This window comes from Mesorhizobium sp. WSM3862, assembly GCF_002294985.1.
Classification (GTDB): domain Bacteria; phylum Pseudomonadota; class Alphaproteobacteria; order Rhizobiales; family Rhizobiaceae; genus Mesorhizobium.
In genome coordinates this window covers 102,411-122,486 of sequence record NZ_NSGE01000015.1, presented here as the reverse complement: position 1 = coordinate 122,486, position 20,076 = coordinate 102,411, and the positions used below count along the sequence as shown (strand labels likewise).

At 61.7% G+C, this 20,076-nt stretch carries 14 protein-coding genes; 7 read left to right on the top strand and 7 right to left on the bottom strand.

What is annotated here, in order from left to right; translation table 11 throughout:
* Both CK224_RS31070 and CK224_RS29460 read right to left on the bottom strand, forming a co-directional pair.
* Positions 1-2,327, bottom strand: a 2,327-nt coding sequence (locus CK224_RS31070) for a DUF4347 domain-containing protein (RefSeq protein ID WP_141245903.1), incomplete at its 3' end; no start/stop codon positions are given.
* A 91-nt stretch (positions 2,328-2,418) separates the two neighbouring features.
* Entirely contained in the window at positions 2,419-2,733 is a 315-nt protein-coding gene (locus CK224_RS29460; RefSeq protein ID WP_141245902.1) for a hypothetical protein, read from the bottom strand.
* Positions 2,734-3,813: 1,080 nt separating this feature from the next.
* Here CK224_RS29460 and CK224_RS29455 point away from each other — a divergent pair.
* A complete protein-coding gene (locus tag CK224_RS29455; RefSeq protein WP_095784228.1) occupies positions 3,814-7,566 on the top strand; it encodes a glycosyltransferase in 3,753 nt (1,250 codons plus the stop codon).
* 90 nt (positions 7,567-7,656) lie between these two features.
* Positions 7,657-8,760: a glycosyltransferase gene (locus CK224_RS29450; protein ID WP_095784227.1), complete on the top strand. Its 1,104-nt coding sequence runs from the start codon at positions 7,657-7,659 to the stop codon at positions 8,758-8,760.
* Between the two features lie 59 nt (positions 8,761-8,819).
* Here CK224_RS29450 and CK224_RS29445 read toward each other — a convergent pair whose 3' ends face one another.
* Positions 8,820-9,548, bottom strand: coding sequence for a glycosyltransferase family 25 protein (locus CK224_RS29445; protein WP_095784226.1), 729 nt, complete (start codon positions 9,546-9,548; stop codon positions 8,820-8,822).
* A 243-nt stretch (positions 9,549-9,791) separates the two neighbouring features.
* Between CK224_RS29445 and CK224_RS29440 the strand changes: the two genes are divergently transcribed.
* Both CK224_RS29440 and CK224_RS31585 read left to right on the top strand, forming a co-directional pair.
* Positions 9,792-10,652 (top strand): hypothetical protein, encoded by an 861-nt coding sequence (locus CK224_RS29440; RefSeq protein ID WP_095784237.1) that lies wholly within the window; start codon positions 9,792-9,794, stop codon positions 10,650-10,652.
* A 1,236-nt stretch (positions 10,653-11,888) separates the two neighbouring features.
* Positions 11,889-12,065, top strand: a complete 177-nt coding sequence (locus CK224_RS31585) for a hypothetical protein (RefSeq protein ID WP_170950440.1) — start codon at positions 11,889-11,891, stop codon at positions 12,063-12,065.
* 56 nt (positions 12,066-12,121) lie between these two features.
* Here CK224_RS31585 and CK224_RS29430 read toward each other — a convergent pair whose 3' ends face one another.
* Together CK224_RS29430 and CK224_RS29425 are read right to left on the bottom strand one after the other, a co-directional pair.
* Complete coding sequence (locus tag CK224_RS29430; RefSeq protein ID WP_095779119.1) at positions 12,122-12,370, bottom strand: hypothetical protein; 249 nt, start codon at positions 12,368-12,370, stop codon at positions 12,122-12,124.
* Positions 12,371-12,790: 420 nt separating this feature from the next.
* Complete coding sequence (locus CK224_RS29425; RefSeq protein ID WP_141245901.1) at positions 12,791-13,228, bottom strand: hypothetical protein; 438 nt, start codon at positions 13,226-13,228, stop codon at positions 12,791-12,793.
* A 464-nt stretch (positions 13,229-13,692) separates the two neighbouring features.
* On the opposite strand from CK224_RS29425, the gene CK224_RS29420 reads away from it, so the two are divergent.
* Entirely contained in the window at positions 13,693-14,196 is a 504-nt protein-coding gene (locus CK224_RS29420; protein WP_245418871.1) for a transglutaminase-like cysteine peptidase, read from the top strand.
* 212 nt (positions 14,197-14,408) lie between these two features.
* Positions 14,409-16,031, top strand: a complete 1,623-nt coding sequence (locus CK224_RS29415; RefSeq protein WP_095784225.1) for a GNAT family N-acetyltransferase — start codon at positions 14,409-14,411, stop codon at positions 16,029-16,031.
* 136 nt (positions 16,032-16,167) lie between these two features.
* Here the strand turns inward: CK224_RS29415 and CK224_RS29410 are convergent, their stop codons facing one another.
* Positions 16,168-16,650 carry a hypothetical protein gene (locus tag CK224_RS29410; protein WP_067001392.1) on the bottom strand — a complete coding sequence of 161 codons (483 nt, stop codon included), beginning with the start codon at positions 16,648-16,650 and terminating at the stop codon, positions 16,168-16,170.
* A 7-nt stretch (positions 16,651-16,657) separates the two neighbouring features.
* Complete coding sequence (locus tag CK224_RS29405; protein WP_245426314.1) at positions 16,658-17,446, bottom strand: response regulator transcription factor; 789 nt, start codon at positions 17,444-17,446, stop codon at positions 16,658-16,660.
* A 604-nt stretch (positions 17,447-18,050) separates the two neighbouring features.
* On the opposite strand from CK224_RS29405, the gene CK224_RS29400 reads away from it, so the two are divergent.
* A complete protein-coding gene (locus CK224_RS29400; protein ID WP_095784224.1) occupies positions 18,051-19,955 on the top strand; it encodes a hypothetical protein in 1,905 nt (634 codons plus the stop codon).
* The last annotated feature ends 121 nt before the right edge of the window (positions 19,956-20,076 follow it).

Sequence of the window (20,076 nt, the reverse complement as noted above, 5' to 3'; positions counted from 1 at the left end):
GTAGCACCAGTGGCGCCGGTTGCTCCAGTCGCCCCAGTGGCCCCGGTCGAACCCGTTGCTCCGGTATCACCCGTTGCTCCAGTCGAGCCGGTCGCGCCAGTGGCCCCGGTTGCTCCAGTATCGCCGGTGGCGCCGGTCGCACCTGTGGCGCCGGTTGCTCCGGTCGCGCCCGTCGCGCCGGTGGCGCCCGTTGCTCCGGTATCGCCGGTGGCGCCTGTGGCGCCGGTTGCTCCGGTCGCACCCGTCGAGCCCGTTGCTCCGGTGTCACCCGTGGCGCCGGTCGCACCTGTGGCGCCGGTTGCACCGGTCGCACCCGTCGCGCCGGTGGCGCCCGTTGCTCCGGTATCACCGGTGGCGCCGGTCGCACCTGTGGGGCCGGTTGCTCCGGTCGCGCCCGTTGCTCCGGTATCGCCCGTGGCGCCGGTGGCGCCGGTCGCACCTGTCGCGCCGGTTGCTCCGGTATCACCCGTGGCGCCGGTCGCACCTGTGGCGCCGGTTGCACCCGTCGAGCCGGTCGCGCCGGTTGCTCCGGTATCACCGGTGGCGCCGGTCGCGCCTGTGGCGCCGGTTGCTCCAGTCGAGCCCGTTGCCCCGGTATCGCCGGTGGCTCCGGTCGCACCTGTGGCGCCGGTGGCGCCAGTCGCACCTGTGGCGCCGGTTGCTCCGGTCGCACCGGTCGCGCCCGTTGCTCCGGTATCACCCGTGGCGCCGGTCGCACCTGTGGCGCCGGTTGCGCCGGTCGCACCTGTCGAGCCGGTGGCGCCCGTTGCTCCGGTATCGCCGGTGGCGCCGGTCGCACCTGTGGCGCCGGTTGCTCCGGTATCGCCGGTGGCGCCCGTAGCGCCAGTCGCACCCGTACCGCCTGTAGCGCCAGTGGCGCCGGTATCACCGGTGGCGCCAGTCGCGCCTGTGGCGCCGGTTGCACCTGTATCGCCGGTGGAGCCGGTAGCGCCTGTTGCTCCGGTCGCGCCAGTCGAGCCCGTGGCTCCAGTATCACCCGTAGCGCCAGTCGCACCTGTAGCACCGGTCGCGCCAGTTGCTCCGGTGGCGCCCGTTCCACCCGTGGCGCCGGTTGCACCTGTATCGCCGGTGGAGCCGGTAGCGCCTGTTGCTCCGGTCGCGCCAGTCGAGCCCGTGGCTCCAGTATCACCCGTAGCGCCAGTCGCACCTGTAGCACCGGTCGCGCCAGTTGCTCCGGTGGCGCCCGTTCCACCCGTGGCGCCCGTGGCGCCCGTCGCACCCGCGCCGGTTGCGCCCGTGGCGCCCGTTGCTCCGGTGGCGCCCGTCGCGCCTGTTGCACCCGCGCCGGTTGCGCCCGTGGCGCCCGTTGCTCCGGTAGCGCCCGTCGCGCCTGTTGCACCCGCGCCGGTTGCGCCCGTGGCGCCTGTTGCTCCGGTGGCGCCGGTCGCGCCCGTTGCACCCGCGCCCGTGGCGCCGGTCGCACCCGTGGGGCCGGTCGCGCCAGCCGGGCCGGTCGGGCCTACTTGACTCGTGACGGCGAGACTGCCCCCATTGAATGTATCGCCATTGTCACCATTGTTACCAGCGTCGGTCGCAAAATTGTAAGTATTACCGGCGGCAGGCGTTAGCGTACCGTATAGCTCGAAGCCGCTGGTGTAAATTTGATAAGTATGGGTTGTATCAGGTACTGTAATAGTTATTGCAAAATTGAACGCCACGCCATTGTTCGACTGAGGAAGAACGAAACTTCCAACAATGGTATCTGGATTGGCAGTAGTATCAATAAGATAAAACGTATTTATGCTTTTACTGTTGCCATCGGCTACAGTGCCGGTAAGCGTCAGATTACCCGCCACCAGGAGCCCGATGTAACTTGCTACGCCAACTGAGGTCAGCGGCGGCAGGGGCGCCGACGCGCCCGCACGTGCGGGTAGTTCCCACGCACCGCCCAGGACTGCCGCACCGACAAGCGAACTGGACGCGCAGACATCCACGCCGACGGCCGCTTCCAAAGCGTCGACGAAGGCATCGCCTGCCTTCCCTCGAGCCGTCTCGCAGCACCATAGCCGCAGTTCGCCGTCCGCAGCGAGCGCGCTGCCGATTGCGGCGAATTCCTCAGCCGCGCCCTTCAACGTCCCGACCGACCATTCTCCTGAAGCGAAAGCAACCCGACCCGGCGCGCCATGCGCGATGATGTGGACCGCGCGGAGCTCTTCGTGCCCTCTCAGCGCCGCAGCCATCTGCGCCGCCGGCCCTTGACGGCCATCGAGCAGGATGGCCTGGACCCCCGGCCGGACGTTGCTCAGAACAGTCTCGAGATCGGAGATCGAAGGATCCACAAAGAGAATTTCAGAGGCACGGGCCATGACTGGCTCCTGTTCGCTTCCAATTCATTTCAAAGGGAAACCGCCCACCGGCTTAGTCGGCGAGCGGCGCGGAAACGGCGCTTGGCCGCGGTCATCTTCCGGACGGCCCGGCGGCGCCGCTTGGGCGGCCAACGAGGGGGGCCTCCACGCGGAGGTAACCGGAGGCTTGGAAATTCCCGCCTTCGTCAAATGTCCCGATCGCGAGAGAGCCGGCGGTGCTTGGAACCTTGACGGTTATTGCGACAGCATGGCTTCGCTTGACGGCAGCGGGAAGAATGACCTGGCCGACGATCGCGTTCTTGGCGGCATCCAGAATGAAATAGGTTATATGCTCGGTCGCGTCGCCGATGGGCAAAACGCCCCTAACGGTCACATCCATTGCAGTAGACAAAGTTGCGTACGTCATCATGCACTCCCCGATTGGCGGCGGCTGGTGCCGCGGCTTCTCCTGCTTGACACTTGACTTTCATTGACGGTGAGCCGCCGGCCCGACGAGCTTGGCCGCAGGCTCGCACGAAAGCCCGCCCGCGAAGACGTGATGGACTGCAGCCTTTGCTCCAGACGACTCCCGGTCCGATCGGCCGGCAGGAAGTCGCAGACGGCGCCGTTCGCGGACGGCACTCGGCCTGAATAGCTCTATTGAGATTTGGTTTGGATGCGGGGCACGGCAGCAGCCCGTCGCACCTTGCAGCAACCAATTTCCCGCCGGCGCATAGACGGGCATCGCCTGCGGCGCTCAGTTGCGGATAGGCTTGAAGTTTGTCGAAGCGGCGGGCTTCAAACTCCCTGGGAAACGCACGTGATATCACGTGATACACGATCCACTCCCGTCACAGCCGACGCCGATCTCTTGGCGAAAACTCGCGAGAGAGCTCCGGAGTGGAAAACCCGATCGACCCGAACAAAAAAGACAAACGCTTACGCGGCCGCGCGCTCACTAAACGCACGTGCTTAGTCGTCCGCGACTTTGGCCTTAGCTACTCCGGAACCCTCTGGCTTGACTCCCCTACGACTTCCGCAGAATGCCAGCTACCCACGACCTGCGGGCCTCCCCTCACAGCAGCAAATTAGTAAATTTGAAAATTAGCGATCTGTAAACTATGGACGCCCCTAAACTTACCTACCTCTAAAGTATTAAGTCGGGAAATATTACAAACCGAAACTCGAGAAAATATTTTTTAAATCCATAACTTAACCCTCACCGACGCATTTGCGTCAAGCCCGGAAACGTGATCGAGCTTGAGCACTGTCATCCCCGTTGGGGCGTCGCGACGGGGTCGACGCCAACCACCGCTTCGTCGATCTTGACGTCGCTCGGCAAATGGCGGTGAAGTGGGCGGAGATCGTCTGAGGACCTTACCCGCTCCAGTGGCGGGACAAGTAGACAATAGGAGCTTCGAGACGGCTCCGCGAATTCATCCGCGGCACGAAGAATGGCATTGCTGAACGTCGCGCAACGTCAGAGCGAGAGATGGCAATTTCACGGATGACCACGGGCAAGCGACTTTGCCTGAACATGATCGTCAAGAACGAGACGGCGAACCTGCAGCGCTGTCTGGGGGCGGTTGTCGACCACATCGACTGCTGGGTCATCGGCGACACCGGGTCGACCGACGGGACCCAGGATTACATCAGGGCTTTCTTCGCCGATCGCGGCCTGCCCGGGGAGTTGCATCAGTTCCCCTTCGAGAATTTCGAGCAGGCCCGCAATGCCGCCCTCGATCATGCATATGCTTCGTCGCTCGCGTATGACTATCTGCTTTTCGACGACGCCGACATGGAGTTGGTCGTCGAGGACGCGGGCTTCCGAGCACAGCTCGACTGTCCCGGCTATCGGCTGCTCCAGCGCTCCGGTTCCAACCTCGCCTATTGGAACACCCGTATCGTCCGGCGCGATGCCGGCGCCCGCTACCGTGGCGTGACGCATGAATATCTCGACGTTCCCGGCGACGTGAAGGAACTGCAGGGCGTTTGGTACAAGGACCACGCCAGCGGATCGAACCGCGTCGACAAGTTCGAGCGCGACATCAAGCTCCTGCTGGAGGCGCTGGAGAAAGACCCGGAGAACCACCGATACTGGTTTTACCTGGCGCAGTCCTACCGCGACGCCGGACGCACGGCCGAAGCGGCGGTAGCCTACGCCAAACGCGCGGCGATGGGCGGCTGGGACGAGGAAGCATGGAACGCCCGGCTGCAGGAGGCGCGCTGCTTAAGAAAGCTCGGGGACGACGCAGGCTTCATTCGCCAGGCGCTTGCTGCCTTCAATCAGCGCCCGCAACGTACCGAACCCCTCTACGACCTCGCGCGGTTCCATCGCGAGAAGGGGATGAATGACGCCAGCGTGCTGTTTTCGGAAGCCGGTCTGGCAATCAGGAAACCCGAGCAAGACATCCTGTTTCTCGAGGATTTCATCTACACGACGGGCCTTCGCGAGGAATACGCGATCGCGGCAAACTACGCCAGCGATCCATTGCGCAAGGACCGGGGGTTCGCAGTGTGCAATTGGCTGGCGCTGAGCCGCAGCATCGCCGACGGTTCCCGCGATCTGGCGCGCTCCAACCTGTTCTTCTACATCCAGCCCGCCAAGACGATGATGCCATCGTTCACTGCTCAACCGGTCGGCTTCGTGCCGCCCGAGGGCTATCGGCTCTCAAACCCCTCCGTGGCTCGCTGGGACAACCAGATCGTAGTGTTGCAGGGGGCCATCACCTTGGCGGCGGCGGAAGAGAACCTCCGGGCTCGAGCGCCGGATCGAGCGGCGGTGCACACACGCAATTTCTTGCTGCGCATCGACAGCGAATTCGGGATCGCGTCGGCCGACGAGATTTCACAGCCGACCGACTTGCCGCGACCTGCTTACGGCTGCGGCCTCGAGGCCATGCGTCCGTTTGCCTGGGAGGGGCAATTGTGGAGCAGCGCCTATATGCGCGCGTCGGCCGCAGAAGGCGAACCAGTCATCGCGCGCATCGACCATGGCGGGCCTGCATCATACCGGATGACCGACTGGCGCGTGCTCCGGCCGATCGGTGCGAAGGTGAACGGCAACAACTGGCTCCCCCTCGTCAAGCCGGCTGGCATCGGCACCGACCGGGAGCGGCTGCAGTTCCTTTCTATGGGAGATTCTATCCGCATCGTCGGCGATCAAGGGCAGACGATATCGGAAAAGCCGTCTTCCGTCGCTGCCGACGAGCTCAAGGGAGGCACCCAGGCGATTGCCTTCGAAGGCGGATGGCTGACACTCGCGCTTGAGACGCGGGCAAGGCCCGACGGGGCTCAGCCATACTGCCAGCACCGCTTCGTCTGGTTGGACGAAACAGGCTGCTTGGCAAAGATCAGCCGGCCGTTCTTCTTCAATGAAAAGGGGGTTGAATTTGCCGCCGGCCTAGCCTGGCACCCAAAAGACGAGCGCCTGCTGATTTCGTACGGCGTCGCCGAGAGCGAAGCGTGGATCGCCGCCGTCGATGCCTCGGAGGTAAGCTCGCTGCTGGAGAGGACAGACTCTTTGTCCGCAAGCGAGGCATATTGGAGCTCACTTGCGACGACGTCGGCGGACGGTGCGACCATACAAATTGCGGCGGCTCAGCAGCGCAAAGAACCCGGCGACCTCCATCAACAAACCCGGCCTGGCGACGGACTCCCGAAGGAGGCGAGCAGGATTGTCCTCTCCGGCAATGCGAAAGGCACAGAGGAGGTCCTGCTCGAGCTGGCGCCGTTCCTTCGCTTGGCAGACTCGCCGCATGAGCGCCGCGATCAATCCTGGGCGTTCGATAGCCGGATAGCCCCCTTCCTGGACTGGGGAGATGCCGCGCTGCCTCAGATCCACTGCTTTTACGAGGTGCTTTCCGACACTGCGAAGCATCTGACCCTGATTGCCGCCACCACGTCGATGCGCGCGGCAGGCCATCCCGTGAGGGTCTGGAGCTACTCACCGAACAAGCTTCAATTCCTCGTGCCATTCGGTGTCGAGGTACGCGCCGCGGATGACGTGATGCCGCGCAGCTTGTTCGAGCGAATGGTCGCCGGCTCCGAGATCCGCTATTTCAGCGACGCCTTTCGCTACGCCGTGCTTTACGAACATGGCGGGTTGTGGATGGATTGCGACGTGGTCATGCTGCGACCGTTTCCGTTCCGCGGCGATTACTTTTTCAATCTGCAATGGCGCGGCGGGCACCAAGGCCACTTCGTCTGCGGCAACGTCATCTATGCCGAAGCCTTCAGCCCCCATTTGAGAGCGCTCTACGAGATGTCAATCGAGCGGTTCTTCGGTGAGAGCGGCAAGGGATTTGGCGAAATCGGCCCGAAACTGCTCTCCGACTACATTGCTTCGGATCAAGGCGCCGAGCTGCGCGATTGGGTCTTCGGGCCGATGTTCTTTAACGCGATCGATTGGACCGAGATAGGCGAGTTCGAAAAGCCGCTCGCCGATTTGGCTGTCTATCTGAATGATGAGCGTGTCTTCGGAACACACCTGTGGACGGCACGAAATGAGGCTCGCTCGGGCGGGGAAGGAGCGCCGCTCATCTCTTTGCTGGTCGAGCCGCTGCGGAGCTTTCCCACACTCATCGATCTTGCTGATCGCTTCAACACCGACAAGAACCGCCATACCGGCAACCGGCATGCTTACGCACGCGTCTACGAGCGGCTGCTGTCGAGCCGGAGACTTTGCATGCGGAGGCTATTGGAGATCGGCCTCTGTCGCATCGCCGCGGAAGGCAACCAGTCCGAGACGCCCTCGGTCTCGCTCTGGCAGTCCTATTTTCCTTACGCCGAGGTGATCGGTGTCGACCTGACGGATTTTTCTCAGTTCAACAATGAGAGGTTCAAGTCTTTCGTTTGCGATCAATCCAAGCTGGAGGATCTGCGCTCCGTCGCGGCGAAGCTGGAACCGGGCTCGCTTGACGTGATTATCGACGACGGCAGCCACGCCTCGTTCGACGAGCAACTGACGCTGCGCGAATTCTTCCCGCTGCTCGCAGAGGGTGGATGGTATTTCATCGAAGACCTCGACTGGCAGCCAACAGGCGAAAATGCCAGTGAAATCACACTCACCAAGCATCTATTGCGAGAAATCCAACAGCACGGCACGGCCCGATCAATCGACCCGGTCGGTATCAGCGACCTTGCCGATCAGTTTGCCGAAATCCGGTTCTTCGACAGCCACTTCGAGCTTAGCCAGGCAAAATTGCTCGGAGGGCTAGTGGCGATCCGCAAGCGCGGAGGCGTCGGCCTTGTTCGATGAGCGTCACAGGGCGGTGCGGTCGGGTTCGGGCGGGTCCAGCCGTTCAGCGGGAGGTCGCTTAGCGACTGCGTCCAATCGCGGACCCCTTCCTTGAAGATCGCGGTCTACACCATCGCGTTGAACGAAGCCGCACATGTCGAGAGGTGGGCAAATTCGGCCGTCGGCGCCGACTATCGGATAGTCGCCGACACCGGCAGCACCGACGACACGGTATCGCGACTGATCAACGCCGGCGTTACCGTGCACCGGATCGCGGTCCGCCCATGGCGCTTCGATGACGCCCGAAATGCCGCCCTGGCACTCATCCCCGCCGACGTCGACGTGTGCTGCACGATGGACATGGATCGTTTCCTCGAGCCCGGCTGGCGCCCCAAGCTGGAGGCGGCCTGGAGACGCGAAACGACAGCCCTCTATTGTCAGACGATCTATAGAGCGAGTGTCGACGACCCCAGACCGTTGCGGCAATGGGCCACCAAGAATTTTCACCATCGCTGGGGATATCGCTTCAAGCGCCCCGTCCATGAGGCCCTCGTCTTCACCGGAGAAAGGGAGGTGGTCACGACCAGCAACGACCTGGTCATGTTCGAGGTGCAGGACCTGGCCAAGCCAACCAGGAGCAGCTACCTGCCTCTGATGGAGGTTGCCCACAAGGAAGATCCCGACGACGCCCAGATGTGTTTCTGGCTCGGGCGGGACCTGATGTGGGCCAACCGGCCCGACCAGGCCGTCCAATTGCTCGAGCGCTACCTTGGCTTGCCGACAAGCACCTGGGGCGAGGAACGGTCAGAAGCGATGCGCTACATCGCACGCATGATGCCGGACCAGAGATTGGTGTGGTTGGACAAAGCGCGAATGGAAGCGCCGCATCGGCGCGAGATCTGGGCCGACCTTGCGGAGGAACTCCACGGCAGGGCCGACTGGTTGAATCTGTTCTGGGCGTGCAGCAACGGAATCGAAAACACCCGTCGCACCGGAAGCTATCTCGATGACCCGAACTGCTGGGGCTTTCGGCTGTTTGATCTGGGCGCCATCGCCTCATGGCACCTGAATGCGATGGACCGTGCTGTGGAATGGGGGCAGATGGCGCTCGAGCTTGACCCGGGCAATGAGCGTCTCAGGAACAACCTCGATTTCTTCATTCGGCGCCGGCACGAAGATCGAGCAGCGCCGCTCGGCGAAGAAGGTGTTCGGTGAAGGCTATCGGTTGCCTGATGGGACGGACTGGCCGACTGCGGTCAACGCCAGCCTCTCGCTCACGTATTGATCCGTACCGATTCCTCCGGCCGTTCGTCACTGATGACAAGCGGCGGCAAGCACACATAGGCTTTGAGCGAGGGCATCACGCCCGCCATGATGCAATCGATGCCTGCATTGTTCAGCCTTAGGCCGAAGCCTGCAAAATCCACGATCATCGGCCGTATCGGAAGGCACCACTCCAACAGCGCGCGCGCGCCACGTGGCGAGACGGAGTAACAAACCGTGCCGAGCAGATAGCGCGCTCGAAGCAGAGCAGGTTCGATTGCCGCCTCCTGGAAGTCAGCAATATGCGTCATGACTTCGCCCGGAAAGAACTCCAGCCTGGCACCGGTTCCGCCAGGAAGGGCATCTAGCCAAGCATAGCATCGCAGACTTGCACTCCACAGGATGAAATCCCAATCGGCCGGGATGTTCGCCAAGAGCGCGTTCGTATGTCGTTCGAACTCGCGAGAGAAGATCGCATCATCTTCGGCAACCGTTATCACCTTGTGCCGACCGACGGCCTCTCTCCAGAGCGACACGTGCGAGATGGCGCAGCCCAGACTCCCAGGCGCATACTCCAAATCCGAACTGATAACCCCACGCTCTATCAGCTTGTCGCGGTCGATGGATTTTCCGTCAAATCCGGAGAACCTCCGGACTTCCGGCAGGTGCGAGTTCAACTTGCGAAATTTATCCAGCCGCCCGACACTTCGATCGAGATTGATTACATAAATCTCCGACATGACGCTTTTAGCCCCATTTTGGCGATGGTTCGTCCATTCACTCACTTTGCATCGAGCGAACCAGCTTGCGCCCCGGCCTCCACTTGAGAGAACTTCAAGTCTAGCCGGATCGGTGGTAGCTGGCGAGACGGCTTGGACCAGGCATTCGAACTTTTGGAGGATTTGCGTCCGCCAACTGGAGAGGCTATGAGGCGCCGAGATTTGGCGGTTGGCATCATCGTTGCGGCAGCATCGGCTACCGCAATGGCAAAGTTTTCGGCCATCCTGGACCCGGGCTATGCAGCTATGCCATCCCCCCGGAATAAGACACCCGCGACGCTTCTGTCCGCCCCCCTCGAACTCGCGGGCAATTGGGGCCGCATGCTCCCGCAAGCGGCAGAACAGGTCGTTGAAAAGGCGCGGCGCGCCTGCCTGGACGGCGTCCGACTGCTGTCTGATCGCCAGCCGGCAAGGCTCCGCGTCGACCGCCATGGCACCGGACAGCCGGCGATCTGGCTGCATCCCGACGGCAGCAGTATGGCCTGGATCATTGTCGACATCGGCGAACGGGACTGGTCGAAGCTTGCCTACCAGTTCGGCCATGAACTCGGCCATGTGCTTGCCAACAGCTGGCAGGCCGATGCGAAGCCGGCACCGCCTTGCCAATGGCTGGAGGAAGCCATGGTGGAGGCCTTCTCGCTGCGAGGCCTGGGACGCCTGGCGAAAGACTGGAAACAGGACCCGCCTTTCGCAGGTGACAGCGGTTTCGGCGATGCCATTGCCGAATATCGCGCGGACATCATCAAACGCTATACCGCGCTCGCCGACAGCCAGGGACTTACCCGAGATGCTGCGAGGTGGTTCGCCGACCACCGAAACGAGATCGAAATTCCAGGTCTCAATCCGTTCGCGCAAGCAATGTGCCTGACCATTCTCGCAGAATACGAACAGGTTCCCGATTGCATTGAGGCGCTGGGCGCGCTCAACCGCTGGCCTGGCCGCAGCGGGGTTCCAATCGCCGAATATCTCCGCCGATGGAAAAAGAGCTGTACCGAATTGCACGCCTCGCCGCACCTGCCGGTCCTACTCCAGCAATTGTTGCATGTTACCCGGGAGCGACGCTAACCAAAGCTCGGCAATGTGGCGGGAATCTTGTGATCGGACACATACGGGGCCTGCGCGGACGCTACGGGTCTCCAAAAAAGCAGGGACGAGAACGCCCAAGCCGGCAGTTGGTCAGCGGCCGTCCGTATGTCGTGGCTGATGTGGAAGGGATTGTTGCTTGGCAGCGTCCGGATCGGTCTCCTTCGCCTTCGGCTCGGAGTGTCGCCGACCATATACAAGCCTGAACACAATCGCGAGATAGCCGACCTGCAACAGAAGCGCGGCTAGGAGGCTCCAGGCAATGCTCATCCAGACGGACCCTGTGACCTCATAGGCCCAGGTTCCGACTACGCTCGACGTGATAAGCATTCCGACCAGAAACTGAGGAAAGTACATCTCCCCAATCCTGCTTCCAGGCACTCGAGGCGAAAATTTCACTATTTTAGCAATCGAGCAAGTATCGCCATCTGTACCAATTTCGACGCAGCACCGAGTTTCTCATTCGAGCAGCACGGTAACGGAAGACGCTGGAACGTCAGGCCGAAAGCTTGGAGGATCACGTGTACCGAGGAGAATTCCGAGTTGGAAGGCGAGCGGATGTCCGACGGGGTGGCGATATCAAACAAGGTCGCCAGCGCGTACACACCCGCCGGGGAGTGAGCGACTGACGAAGATGTGGGGACTTGTGCGTGGGCCTTTCTGCACCGATTCCTGCCGCAGTACGCCGTTCGTTTCGCTTTTCCATTTTCTCCCCCGAAACGAAGACGTAAGGCTTACCCGCGAACTCGCCATTAGACTAGAAGGACGCAAAAAGGCGGACCAGGGAATACCGGGTCCGCCTTGTCTGCCGACGGGCTTCGGGGAAGAAGGCTGGGTTCGACAAACTATCCGAGGCAATCTCAGCTGGCGTTGATGCTGAGGCTCGGCAAACAGAACAGTGCGCTTTTTTCGCCGCTCGCTCAATTAGCTCAATGGGCTTTAGCTCGATCAGATTACCATGTCGCCTCCCCAAAGTGCAGTGGGTTGGGCGAAGGACATGCATCAAAAGAAGGACTTGATGCATGTCGCGCAAACTTGTGCAGCGGTTTTTCGAAAAAGACATGCACAAAACAAAGACTTAAAAGCGTATTTCTCGATCCATTTCGCCGCGATGCGCTCTAGCCGGCAGCAGCCTATGTTGTTTTTTTCACAGTCAGCGACACGTTTTTGTTACATTAAGATGCAACCTTAATCTCTGGGTGGCTAAGGTAATCGGAGATGACATACAAGTCGGTTCAGGAAACCCTCCGTGCAGCTGGAATCGTCATAAGCAAGAAAGGCGATGTCCACCGCATAAACTTCTTCGGCGGCCTGGAGGACACCGCGCACTATACCACGAGCCTCAAGGAGGCGCTGGAACGGGGCCTTGCGATGGCCAGACCGCAGCGCTCGTAGCTAGCGCCGTTGATTGGCAGCTGTGTTCCGCTGCGGCGAGCGCCTTGATCGCCTGGTCAATTCAGGCGAGATGCGCAGCGAACCGACTCTACGAGGCTAAGAAGTTCATCCCAGTAGGGCGAAAGGTCGAGGCCGAGACCAGCGCCGTAGGACAGCAGAGAGAACTGTTGCGCCAGTTCATCCTGCAGACGCCGGGCTTCATCTGGATCAGAGATGGAAGTGGTAGCCATGGCGGCCAGATCACGGCACCTGGCATCGGTTTCAAAACCGAGACCGCCAACAATCACGCCGAGTTCGACCATCATCGATATGAGTCGCACAAGCCCCCTCCGGCGATCTGCGCAACACAAGTGGCTGAAAACCAATCACGATTGATCAGAAATGGGAAGCCCATTTCGGGGAATCCCACAATCTTCGTAAATCACCTCCCGTGGAAACGACGTTTTTCCTGAGGAGTACTGTACCAGAAAGTCGTGATCGCAATAGAAGGCGGCCGGGCGAGGTAGGGCCCGCGACGTCACGGATCGCTCTGCTTTGCCAGGAGGCGCTTTTCAGCGCTGTTGCGCTGGAGGCCCGCCGCTGGAATTCCTCCAGGCACAGACAGATGGACCGAGGCTCGATGTCGCCACGTCTCGGGCAGATCGACGGGCGAATGGGCGCTGAAGTGGATGGGCGTCCGGGCGGACGCCCATCCAACCTCGTCATGACATGAACGCGGGCCGAACTTAGTCGCCACCACCGGAGCCACCCGATCCGCCGCTGCCCCCGGAACCGCCCGAGCCGCCGCTGCCGCCGGAACCGCCCGAGCCGCCGCTGCCGCCGGAACCGCCCGAGCCGCCACTGCCGCCGGAACCACCCGAGCCGCCGCCAGAGCCACTGCCACCGCCGGACCCGCCTGATCCACCGCCGCCGCCGGATCCGCCACTGCCGCCGGAGCCACCCGAGCCTCCGCCGCCGCCGGAGCCACCGCTCCCGCCGCCATCGCCACCACCGGAGTCACCGCCACCATCACCGCCGCCATCACCGCCGCCGGAACCACCATTGCCGCCGCCGGAGCCCCCATTGCCGCCGCCGGAACCCCCATTACCGCCGCCGGAACCGCCGCCCTCGCCGTCGCTGGCCAGGACGGAAGCGATGAGAGCCGTTGTGATTGGCGGGCACATTGCGATTTGTGCGCGCGTGAGGATGCTTGCGCGGTTGCTGGCGATGCAGCAAAGCGCGTAGTTGGATTCCGTCAGCGGCTGGCATTGGGCGGCCGTCAAACGCGGTCGAACATTGCTCTGTGCCGATGCCGGAAGCGTCGAATTCACCGCCATAAGGGCGGATGAGACAAGCAGAATTGCGCGAGCGCTGCTCGCGCACCTTGGGTACAGGTGCATTTCTTCCTCCTAAGAAGGGAAAAAAGGCGCTCCCGTCCCCAAACTGGGCGCTATGTCAAAGTTTCCGACCATCGGAAACAATTTGTTAAGCATACATTGTTTTAGAATCTGTGCAAACGCTAATAGCGAGTCTTGATTTACCAAACCGGCGAAGATGATCTCGGTCTATCGATCCGAGGGGATGGAACGTGATTCGTTTGGCAGCGCTCGTTGCCGCAGTCATGGCTATGGCTGGCTGCAGCGAAACCATGCAGACTTCCGGCACTGCGTCCATGATGGTCACCAAGGGTTACGCTTTCGCCCCGCCGGCCGCCCGCGGCTTCTGCGCCAGGCAGCCAAGGCTCTGCAGCCCAGGCGGACACGTCAAGCAGGTGAAGCTCACCGAAAGGCGCATGGCCGAGTTGAAGGCGGTCAACAGTTCCGTCAATGCCAGGATCATCGAACGTGACGACCGTTCCACCGGCCTCGGCGACGATTGGCGGGTACCGACCAACGCCGGCGATTGCGAGGATATCGCGATCCTGAAGAAGAGCGAGTTCATGAAGCGCGGCTGGCCGGCTTCAGCCCTGCTGCTGACGGTCGTTACATCGGGCGGCGCGGGCCACACCGTGCTTACCGTTCGCACCGACAAGGGCGACCTGATCCTCGACAACCGAACCGACGCCGTCAGGAACTGGGCGCAGACTTCCTATCGCTATTTTGCGCGGCAATCCCAGTCCGAAAACGGCAAGTGGCTGCGGATCGCTTCCTGATCGATTGTCCCCGTCGGCGCAGTGCCGCGCCTTGACCGCCGGCGCAATTTCGCGCCGCGCAGAGATCCATCAATCCTTTGATCGGCTTGCACGGCCAATTCCGCCGTGGAACCATCATCGGGGGCATTCCTTGGCTTTGTCCAAGGATTGGGGAATAGCCGATACAAGGACCATCGACTATTGCCGACGCTCCACGAGCAAAGGGCAACGCCATGCGTGTGGATGTCATCGACAGTTTCGATGCTCTCGTTGAGCTGAGGGACAATTGGGATGCCGTCTACGCTGCTGACCCGGAGGCTCACTACTTTATGTCCTGGCCATGGATGGCGGGCTGGTTCAAGCGGCTTCGCTACCAATGGCTCGTCCTGGCCGCCAAGGAAGACAATTCAGCCGGCTATGTCGGTTTCTTCCCGCTTCAGCTCCGAACGGAACGAGCCAGGGACGGTGCGTTCCAAAACGAATTGCGGACGGGCGGCGGCTACTTCGCCGGATATGCCGGCTTCCTTTGCAAACCGGAGGTTCAGGATGCCGTTGTCCGGGCCTTCGCCGAGCATACGAAGCGGTTGAACTGGGCCAAGCTGCATCTTGAGAACATATTTGCATCGCCGCCGCGGCTGAATACGTTCCTCGAGCAATTTTCCGCGCCGGAATTCGTGACCGGCAAGGTGAGGCGTCCCGACGACGGCGATGGCATCGACCACGACATCTATGTCTATGTGAACCTGCCGGGCGACTGGGAGGACTTTCTCAATGACCGGCTTGGCGCGGCGACCCGCAAGACCGCGCGGCGCACGCTAAGGGCAATCGACGACGCATCCGAGTATCGCGTCACCAACGTGACCGCCGCAACGCTGGAGCGCGATCTGCAGACGCTACTCCGGTTCTGGGAAAGTCAGTGGGGCGCGAAACTGGCGGCGCGATATCACCCAGGCCTGCCGCAGGCGATGATCAACAACTTCCGTAACATGCTGCGCTGTGCCTTCGAGGACGACGCCCTCTATCTCCCGGTCCTGTGGCGGGACGACAACCCGATCGGCGTGCAGGCCACCTTGATCGACCGGAAGAACCGGGCACTAATCGGGATGCTCAACGGGCGCGATCTCGCGGTCAAGAAGCCCGCGCCCGGCTTCGCGCTTCATCTCTACAGCATACGCTGGGCCATTCAGAACGGCTTTGCCGTCTATGATCTGCAGACCGGGGATTTCTCTTACAAATATGATTTCGGCGGGCTCGAGCGCCGGGTCGAATGCCTTCTCGTCAGCACGGCCAGCCGCCGCAATCTGCGCGACCGCCTGGAGAGCCGGAGCCTGCCGGTCGTGCTCGCGCGCGCCAAAGCGCTTCATCAGGCTGGCGATCTTGAGGCGGCTCTGCGTGGTTGCCGGCAGATCCTGGCTGCCGATCCGGCCCATGCCGAGGCGCTATCGCTGCTTCGACAACTGGATGCCGCGCGACAGTCCCTTCTGCCGCAAAAGCTCAGCGTTGCCGTCCGTTTGCACCAGGCCGGAAACCTGGCCGAGGCGGAAAAGATCTACCGCGAGATCCTGGACGTCGAACCCGGGCGCTTTGACGTGCGCTACCTTCTCGGCGTGATTTGCCTGCAGCAGCACCGTTATGGCGACGCGGAGCGGCAGGTGAGCCAGGCGATCGAGATCAATCCGAACATCGCAGCCGCGCACTACAATCGCGGCCTGGCGCTGATGAAGCTCGACCGAACAAAGGACGCGCTCACAAGCCTTGACGAATGCATCGCGCTGGAGCCGGGCCACAGCCAGGCCCTGGCGCTTCGCACCGAGGCGCTGAAAGCCATCGGACGGATCCCTGCCCCGGTTGCTTGAAGCGCGCAGCGCTGAAACGGAATTCTGGCGACCTGCTTCAAAGTCTTCGTTTTGATGCATGACCGTCCTCGAACTGCGCACATTTCCGGGCGACATGCATTAGCAGGGAGCAACCAATCCGGACGAGATCCGCGGCCTATCTCGGGAACGAATTGTCGATAACGATCGACCAGATATCCTTGTTTATTTCTCTGATGTCCTCGATGGAACCGTGGATTCTTCTCATCTCCTCGTCATCGAGCGCTTCGATCTTTCCGTATTTGACCTCGTCCTTGCCGTCCACGATTCGCATCAGCTGCGTGCTTCCGTGGGTTCCGGCCTCGTCGAACGAATAGATGCAGTGGCTGTATTTGTTTCGCAGCTTCGCCTGGCGCGTGAGCTTGCCGGTGACTGTCAGCACCGCCCGACGGCAGGCGGCCGGCGTCTTCGGGATTTTCGCCAGCCGCTCTACCAGCTCGATGCGCGCGCGGGTCGTGTTCAGCGTCAGGAAAATGATGATCGCCGTTTCCTTGTCGACCTTCGCCAGGCCGGCAATCAGATAGATCAGCAGACTCTCGGTGTTGGTCCATGTGTAATTCAGCTGGCCAACGAGGAGCAGTATCTCCTGAAACCGAGGCATCATCGGCTCACGGCGAAGATTGGACGGACTGTAGCGAACCGGATCGTTCCAAGCCGCCGTGAAAGCTATCCTTGCGCGCATGAAACACGGCGGCCGCCTCGGTCCGGTTGTGAGCCCCAAGCTTGGTTATGATGTTGTGCAGATGGATCTTGACCGTGTGCTCCGACAGGCGAAGGGTCGCGGCTATGATCTTGTTCTGCAATCCGCGAGCGACCATTTCCAGGATCTGGAACTCACGGTCGGTCAGTTCGCCCATCTCCTCGAAACCGGACCGGTCCGGCCTTGGTTGTTCGGCAGGCGTCGAATGATCCGACGCCTTTTGCGAGAGGCTGCGTGCGTATGACTGGAACATCGCCAAGGGGAAATATTCGCCGCCGCGAAGCATAAGACGGATGACCGAAAGCCAGACATCAAGCTTCAAATCCATGGGCAGGACGCTGCGCACGATCTTGAGATCGAGAACGTCGTGCATTGAGACGGAAGCTCGGCTGTCGTGCTGCACCAGGACGATCGGCGCTGCCGGATGATGCCGCATCAGTTCGGCGGCATAGCCGTCGATCTTATGCAGGAGCTCGGTGTCGATAAGGACCAGGCAGACGGGATGCTCGAACGGCGCGCAGGCCGCTTCGATGCCTGTAGCCTGCTCGACGACTATCGAGGGAAATTCCCTCTCGATGGCGTATACTAGACATTCTGGAAAGCTGTCAGTAGAGGAAACAGTCAGGATAATTCTACGCGCCGCCCAACTCTCTCCGGCACCGCTACCTACGGTGCTGTGCACGTTAACTCTGGACATGGTTGCCACCCCACCCTAGACGAATACTGTCGGTTTAGTTCTTTCCCTTCTTCAAATTTTCGGGGGCCGCCACCCCCGTAAACAGCTAGCCTTAACGACTTATACACCAAATTAGACCGGACTGATATAGTTCGGATGAGCTATAGCTAATTTTCTCCGTCGTCGCTGCCGACTGGAGACGTTCGACAGAGTCGCCGCCACCTGATCTGGGCAGGAATCTCGGCATTTGCGCGGCCGGAGCACGTCCGGGCAGCGGTCCGGCCGAACGGGCTAGCCCGAACTGTCAGCTTACAATCACCGCCCTCTGGTTCCAGACTTTCCCGGGTTCCATGTGGGATTGGGGCATATCCAGGACTCTCCCGTTTGAACGACCGGATCCTTGGTGATCCGGCGCTCCCCCGGGTTTTGCCTTGGGACGGCCGCCTCTCCCGAAGTCAAAGGGAGGTACTCAAGCAAGTCATGACGAAATTCGGATTGCGGACCTCAGTCCCCTCGGTCCGGCAGTCCATTCACCGCATTAAACGCAACGTCCGCGTACAGCCCATAGCCGCGTAAGAGAAGAATGCGGTTCGGCAGTCGCGGCCTTCAAACAGAGGACACGACCATGTCTCTCGACCTCGACAAGAACAACATCAACGCATTCGGTTTGCAGATCGTCGACAGCGAATTCGATATCGGTGACGGCGGTGGCGAAAACGAAAACAAGAACTACAATACCAACGACGCCAAGAACGAGAACGAAAACGAGAACAAGGCCTCGAACGAGAACGAAAACAAGAGCGACAACGACAACTCGAACGAGAACAAGTCCTCGAACGAGAACGAAAACGAGAACAAGGCCTCGAACGAGAACAAGAACGAAAACTCGAACGAGTCCAAGAACGAAAACTCGAACGAGAACAAGAACGTCAACGAGACCAAGGTCGACGTCGACGTCGACGTTGGCGTCAAGCTCGAAGGTGAACTCGGCAATTCCGACGATGATTTCGCCGATATCTATGCCAACGACGACATGAAGATCGACACCATGATCAACAATAAGGACGGCAACGTCACTTATGATCCTGGCGACGACGTAACCTTCAAGGACATCCTGAACAATTCGATGACCGGCGCCGGCACCAACACCGCGTCGATCATCAACCAGACCCTGAACATGTATGACAACGACAAGCTCGACAACGCGACCGTCAAGAACGACGCCGATTTCAAGCTTGATCTGAACGCCAAGGGCGGCCACTCCGAAGCCGGTGACGGCATCTCGGCAGGTGGTGGGACCGCGGACGGCGGCAGTGACGCCAAGGCCAATGGCGGCGAAGGCGGCAATGGCGGCGACGCCAAGTCCGACGACGTCGAAGCCGGCGACGGCAAGGGCGGCCTGGCTCTCAGCGCGGCTATCGGCGGCGACTCCAAGAGCGACAACAAGGCCGACGCGGGCGACGCCAAGGCCGGCGACGGCGATAGCGGCGACGCCAAGGGCGGCGAAGTCGACACAGGCGACGCCAAGGGCGGCTACGGCGACGGCGGCAACGCCAACGGTGGCGATGGCCTCGGCCTCGGTTTCGGCCTCGGACTGGGCCTCGGTGTCGGCGCTGCGGAAGCCGGCGATGCCAAGTCTGACGACGGCGGCGACGCCAAGTCGGATGCTGGCGACGCCAAGGCGGATGCTGGCGATGCCAAGGCCGATGGCGGCAATGGCGGCAATGGCGGTGATGGCGGCGACGTGACCGGCGGCGATGCCAAGTCGGACGGCGGCGATGGCCTCGATGTCGACGGAAAGCTGTCGCTGCTGAACTACGGTGAAGGCGGCGACGCCAAGAGCCTCGCCGGCGACGCCACCGGTGGTGGTGGCGGCGGCGGTGGCGGCGGTGGCGGCGGCGGCGCCGACGCTGATGGCGGCAATGCCAATTCGGATGGCGGCAACGCCAATTCGAACGGCGGCGACTCCGAATCGTACGGCGGTGACGCCCTCGGCGCAGGCTGGGGCGCTGGTACGGGCTCGGGCTCGGGCTCCGGCACCGGCGGTGCCGGCGGCACGGGCGGTGCTGGCACGGGCGGTGACGGATCCAGCGGTGACGGAACCGGCGGCGCGGCCACCAGTGGCGACGCTTACGGCGGCGACAGCCTCGGCGGCTTCGCAGCGGCCTTTGGTGGTGACGGTGGCCATGCGCTGAGCGGCGCCTGGGCTGACGGTACCGGCGGCGACGCCACCGGTGGATACACGGCTTCCGGCTACGGTGGTGCCGGCGGCGCTGGCGGCCAAGCCTTCAACGGTGACGGCGGCACCGGCGGCGACGCTGGGATGTGGGGCTCGCAAAATGGCGATGACGGCTACGTGACCGGCACGAGCCACTCTTCGGCCGACGGCCTGATCGACGTCAGCGCCTTCAATCAGCAGATCGTGATGGGCGCCAACCTTCAGGAAAACCTGGTCGACCAGACCGTGGTTGGCGGCGACTACCACAACACGCTGACTGGCGAGGACGCCGGCGACCATACCGGTACCTGATCGATGTCACACGACTGATTTCGTCACGAAATCAGACAGCTTGGGACTGCGCGGAGTTTCCGCGCAGTCCTTCCATCCGGGAGACATGCCGCCCCGACCGAGCGCGAATGATCTCAAGATA

What these genes read in the sequence shown, in the direction of transcription:
- CK224_RS29425 (WP_141245901.1), bottom strand. Translation starts at nt 13,228, where the DNA reads ATGTGCCCGCCAATCACAACGGCTCTCATCGCTTCCGTCCTGGCCAGC.
- CK224_RS29400 (WP_095784224.1), top strand. Translation starts at nt 18,051, where the DNA reads ATGTCTCTCGACCTCGACAAGAACAACATCAACGCATTCGGTTTGCAG.
- CK224_RS29415 (WP_095784225.1), top strand. Translation starts at nt 14,409, where the DNA reads ATGCGTGTGGATGTCATCGACAGTTTCGATGCTCTCGTTGAGCTGAGG.
- CK224_RS29455 (WP_095784228.1), top strand. Translation starts at nt 3,814, where the DNA reads ATGACCACGGGCAAGCGACTTTGCCTGAACATGATCGTCAAGAACGAG.
- CK224_RS29405 (WP_245426314.1), bottom strand. Translation starts at nt 17,446, where the DNA reads ATGTCCAGAGTTAACGTGCACAGCACCGTAGGTAGCGGTGCCGGAGAG.
- CK224_RS29420 (WP_245418871.1), top strand. Translation starts at nt 13,693, where the DNA reads ATGCAGACTTCCGGCACTGCGTCCATGATGGTCACCAAGGGTTACGCT.
- CK224_RS29430 (WP_095779119.1), bottom strand. Translation starts at nt 12,370, where the DNA reads ATGATGGTCGAACTCGGCGTGATTGTTGGCGGTCTCGGTTTTGAAACC.
- CK224_RS31585 (WP_170950440.1), top strand. Translation starts at nt 11,889, where the DNA reads ATGACATACAAGTCGGTTCAGGAAACCCTCCGTGCAGCTGGAATCGTC.
- CK224_RS29460 (WP_141245902.1), bottom strand. Translation starts at nt 2,733, where the DNA reads ATGACGTACGCAACTTTGTCTACTGCAATGGATGTGACCGTTAGGGGC.
- CK224_RS29440 (WP_095784237.1), top strand. Translation starts at nt 9,792, where the DNA reads ATGGCAAAGTTTTCGGCCATCCTGGACCCGGGCTATGCAGCTATGCCA.
- CK224_RS29445 (WP_095784226.1), bottom strand. Translation starts at nt 9,548, where the DNA reads ATGTCGGAGATTTATGTAATCAATCTCGATCGAAGTGTCGGGCGGCTG.
- CK224_RS29410 (WP_067001392.1), bottom strand. Translation starts at nt 16,650, where the DNA reads ATGCCTCGGTTTCAGGAGATACTGCTCCTCGTTGGCCAGCTGAATTAC.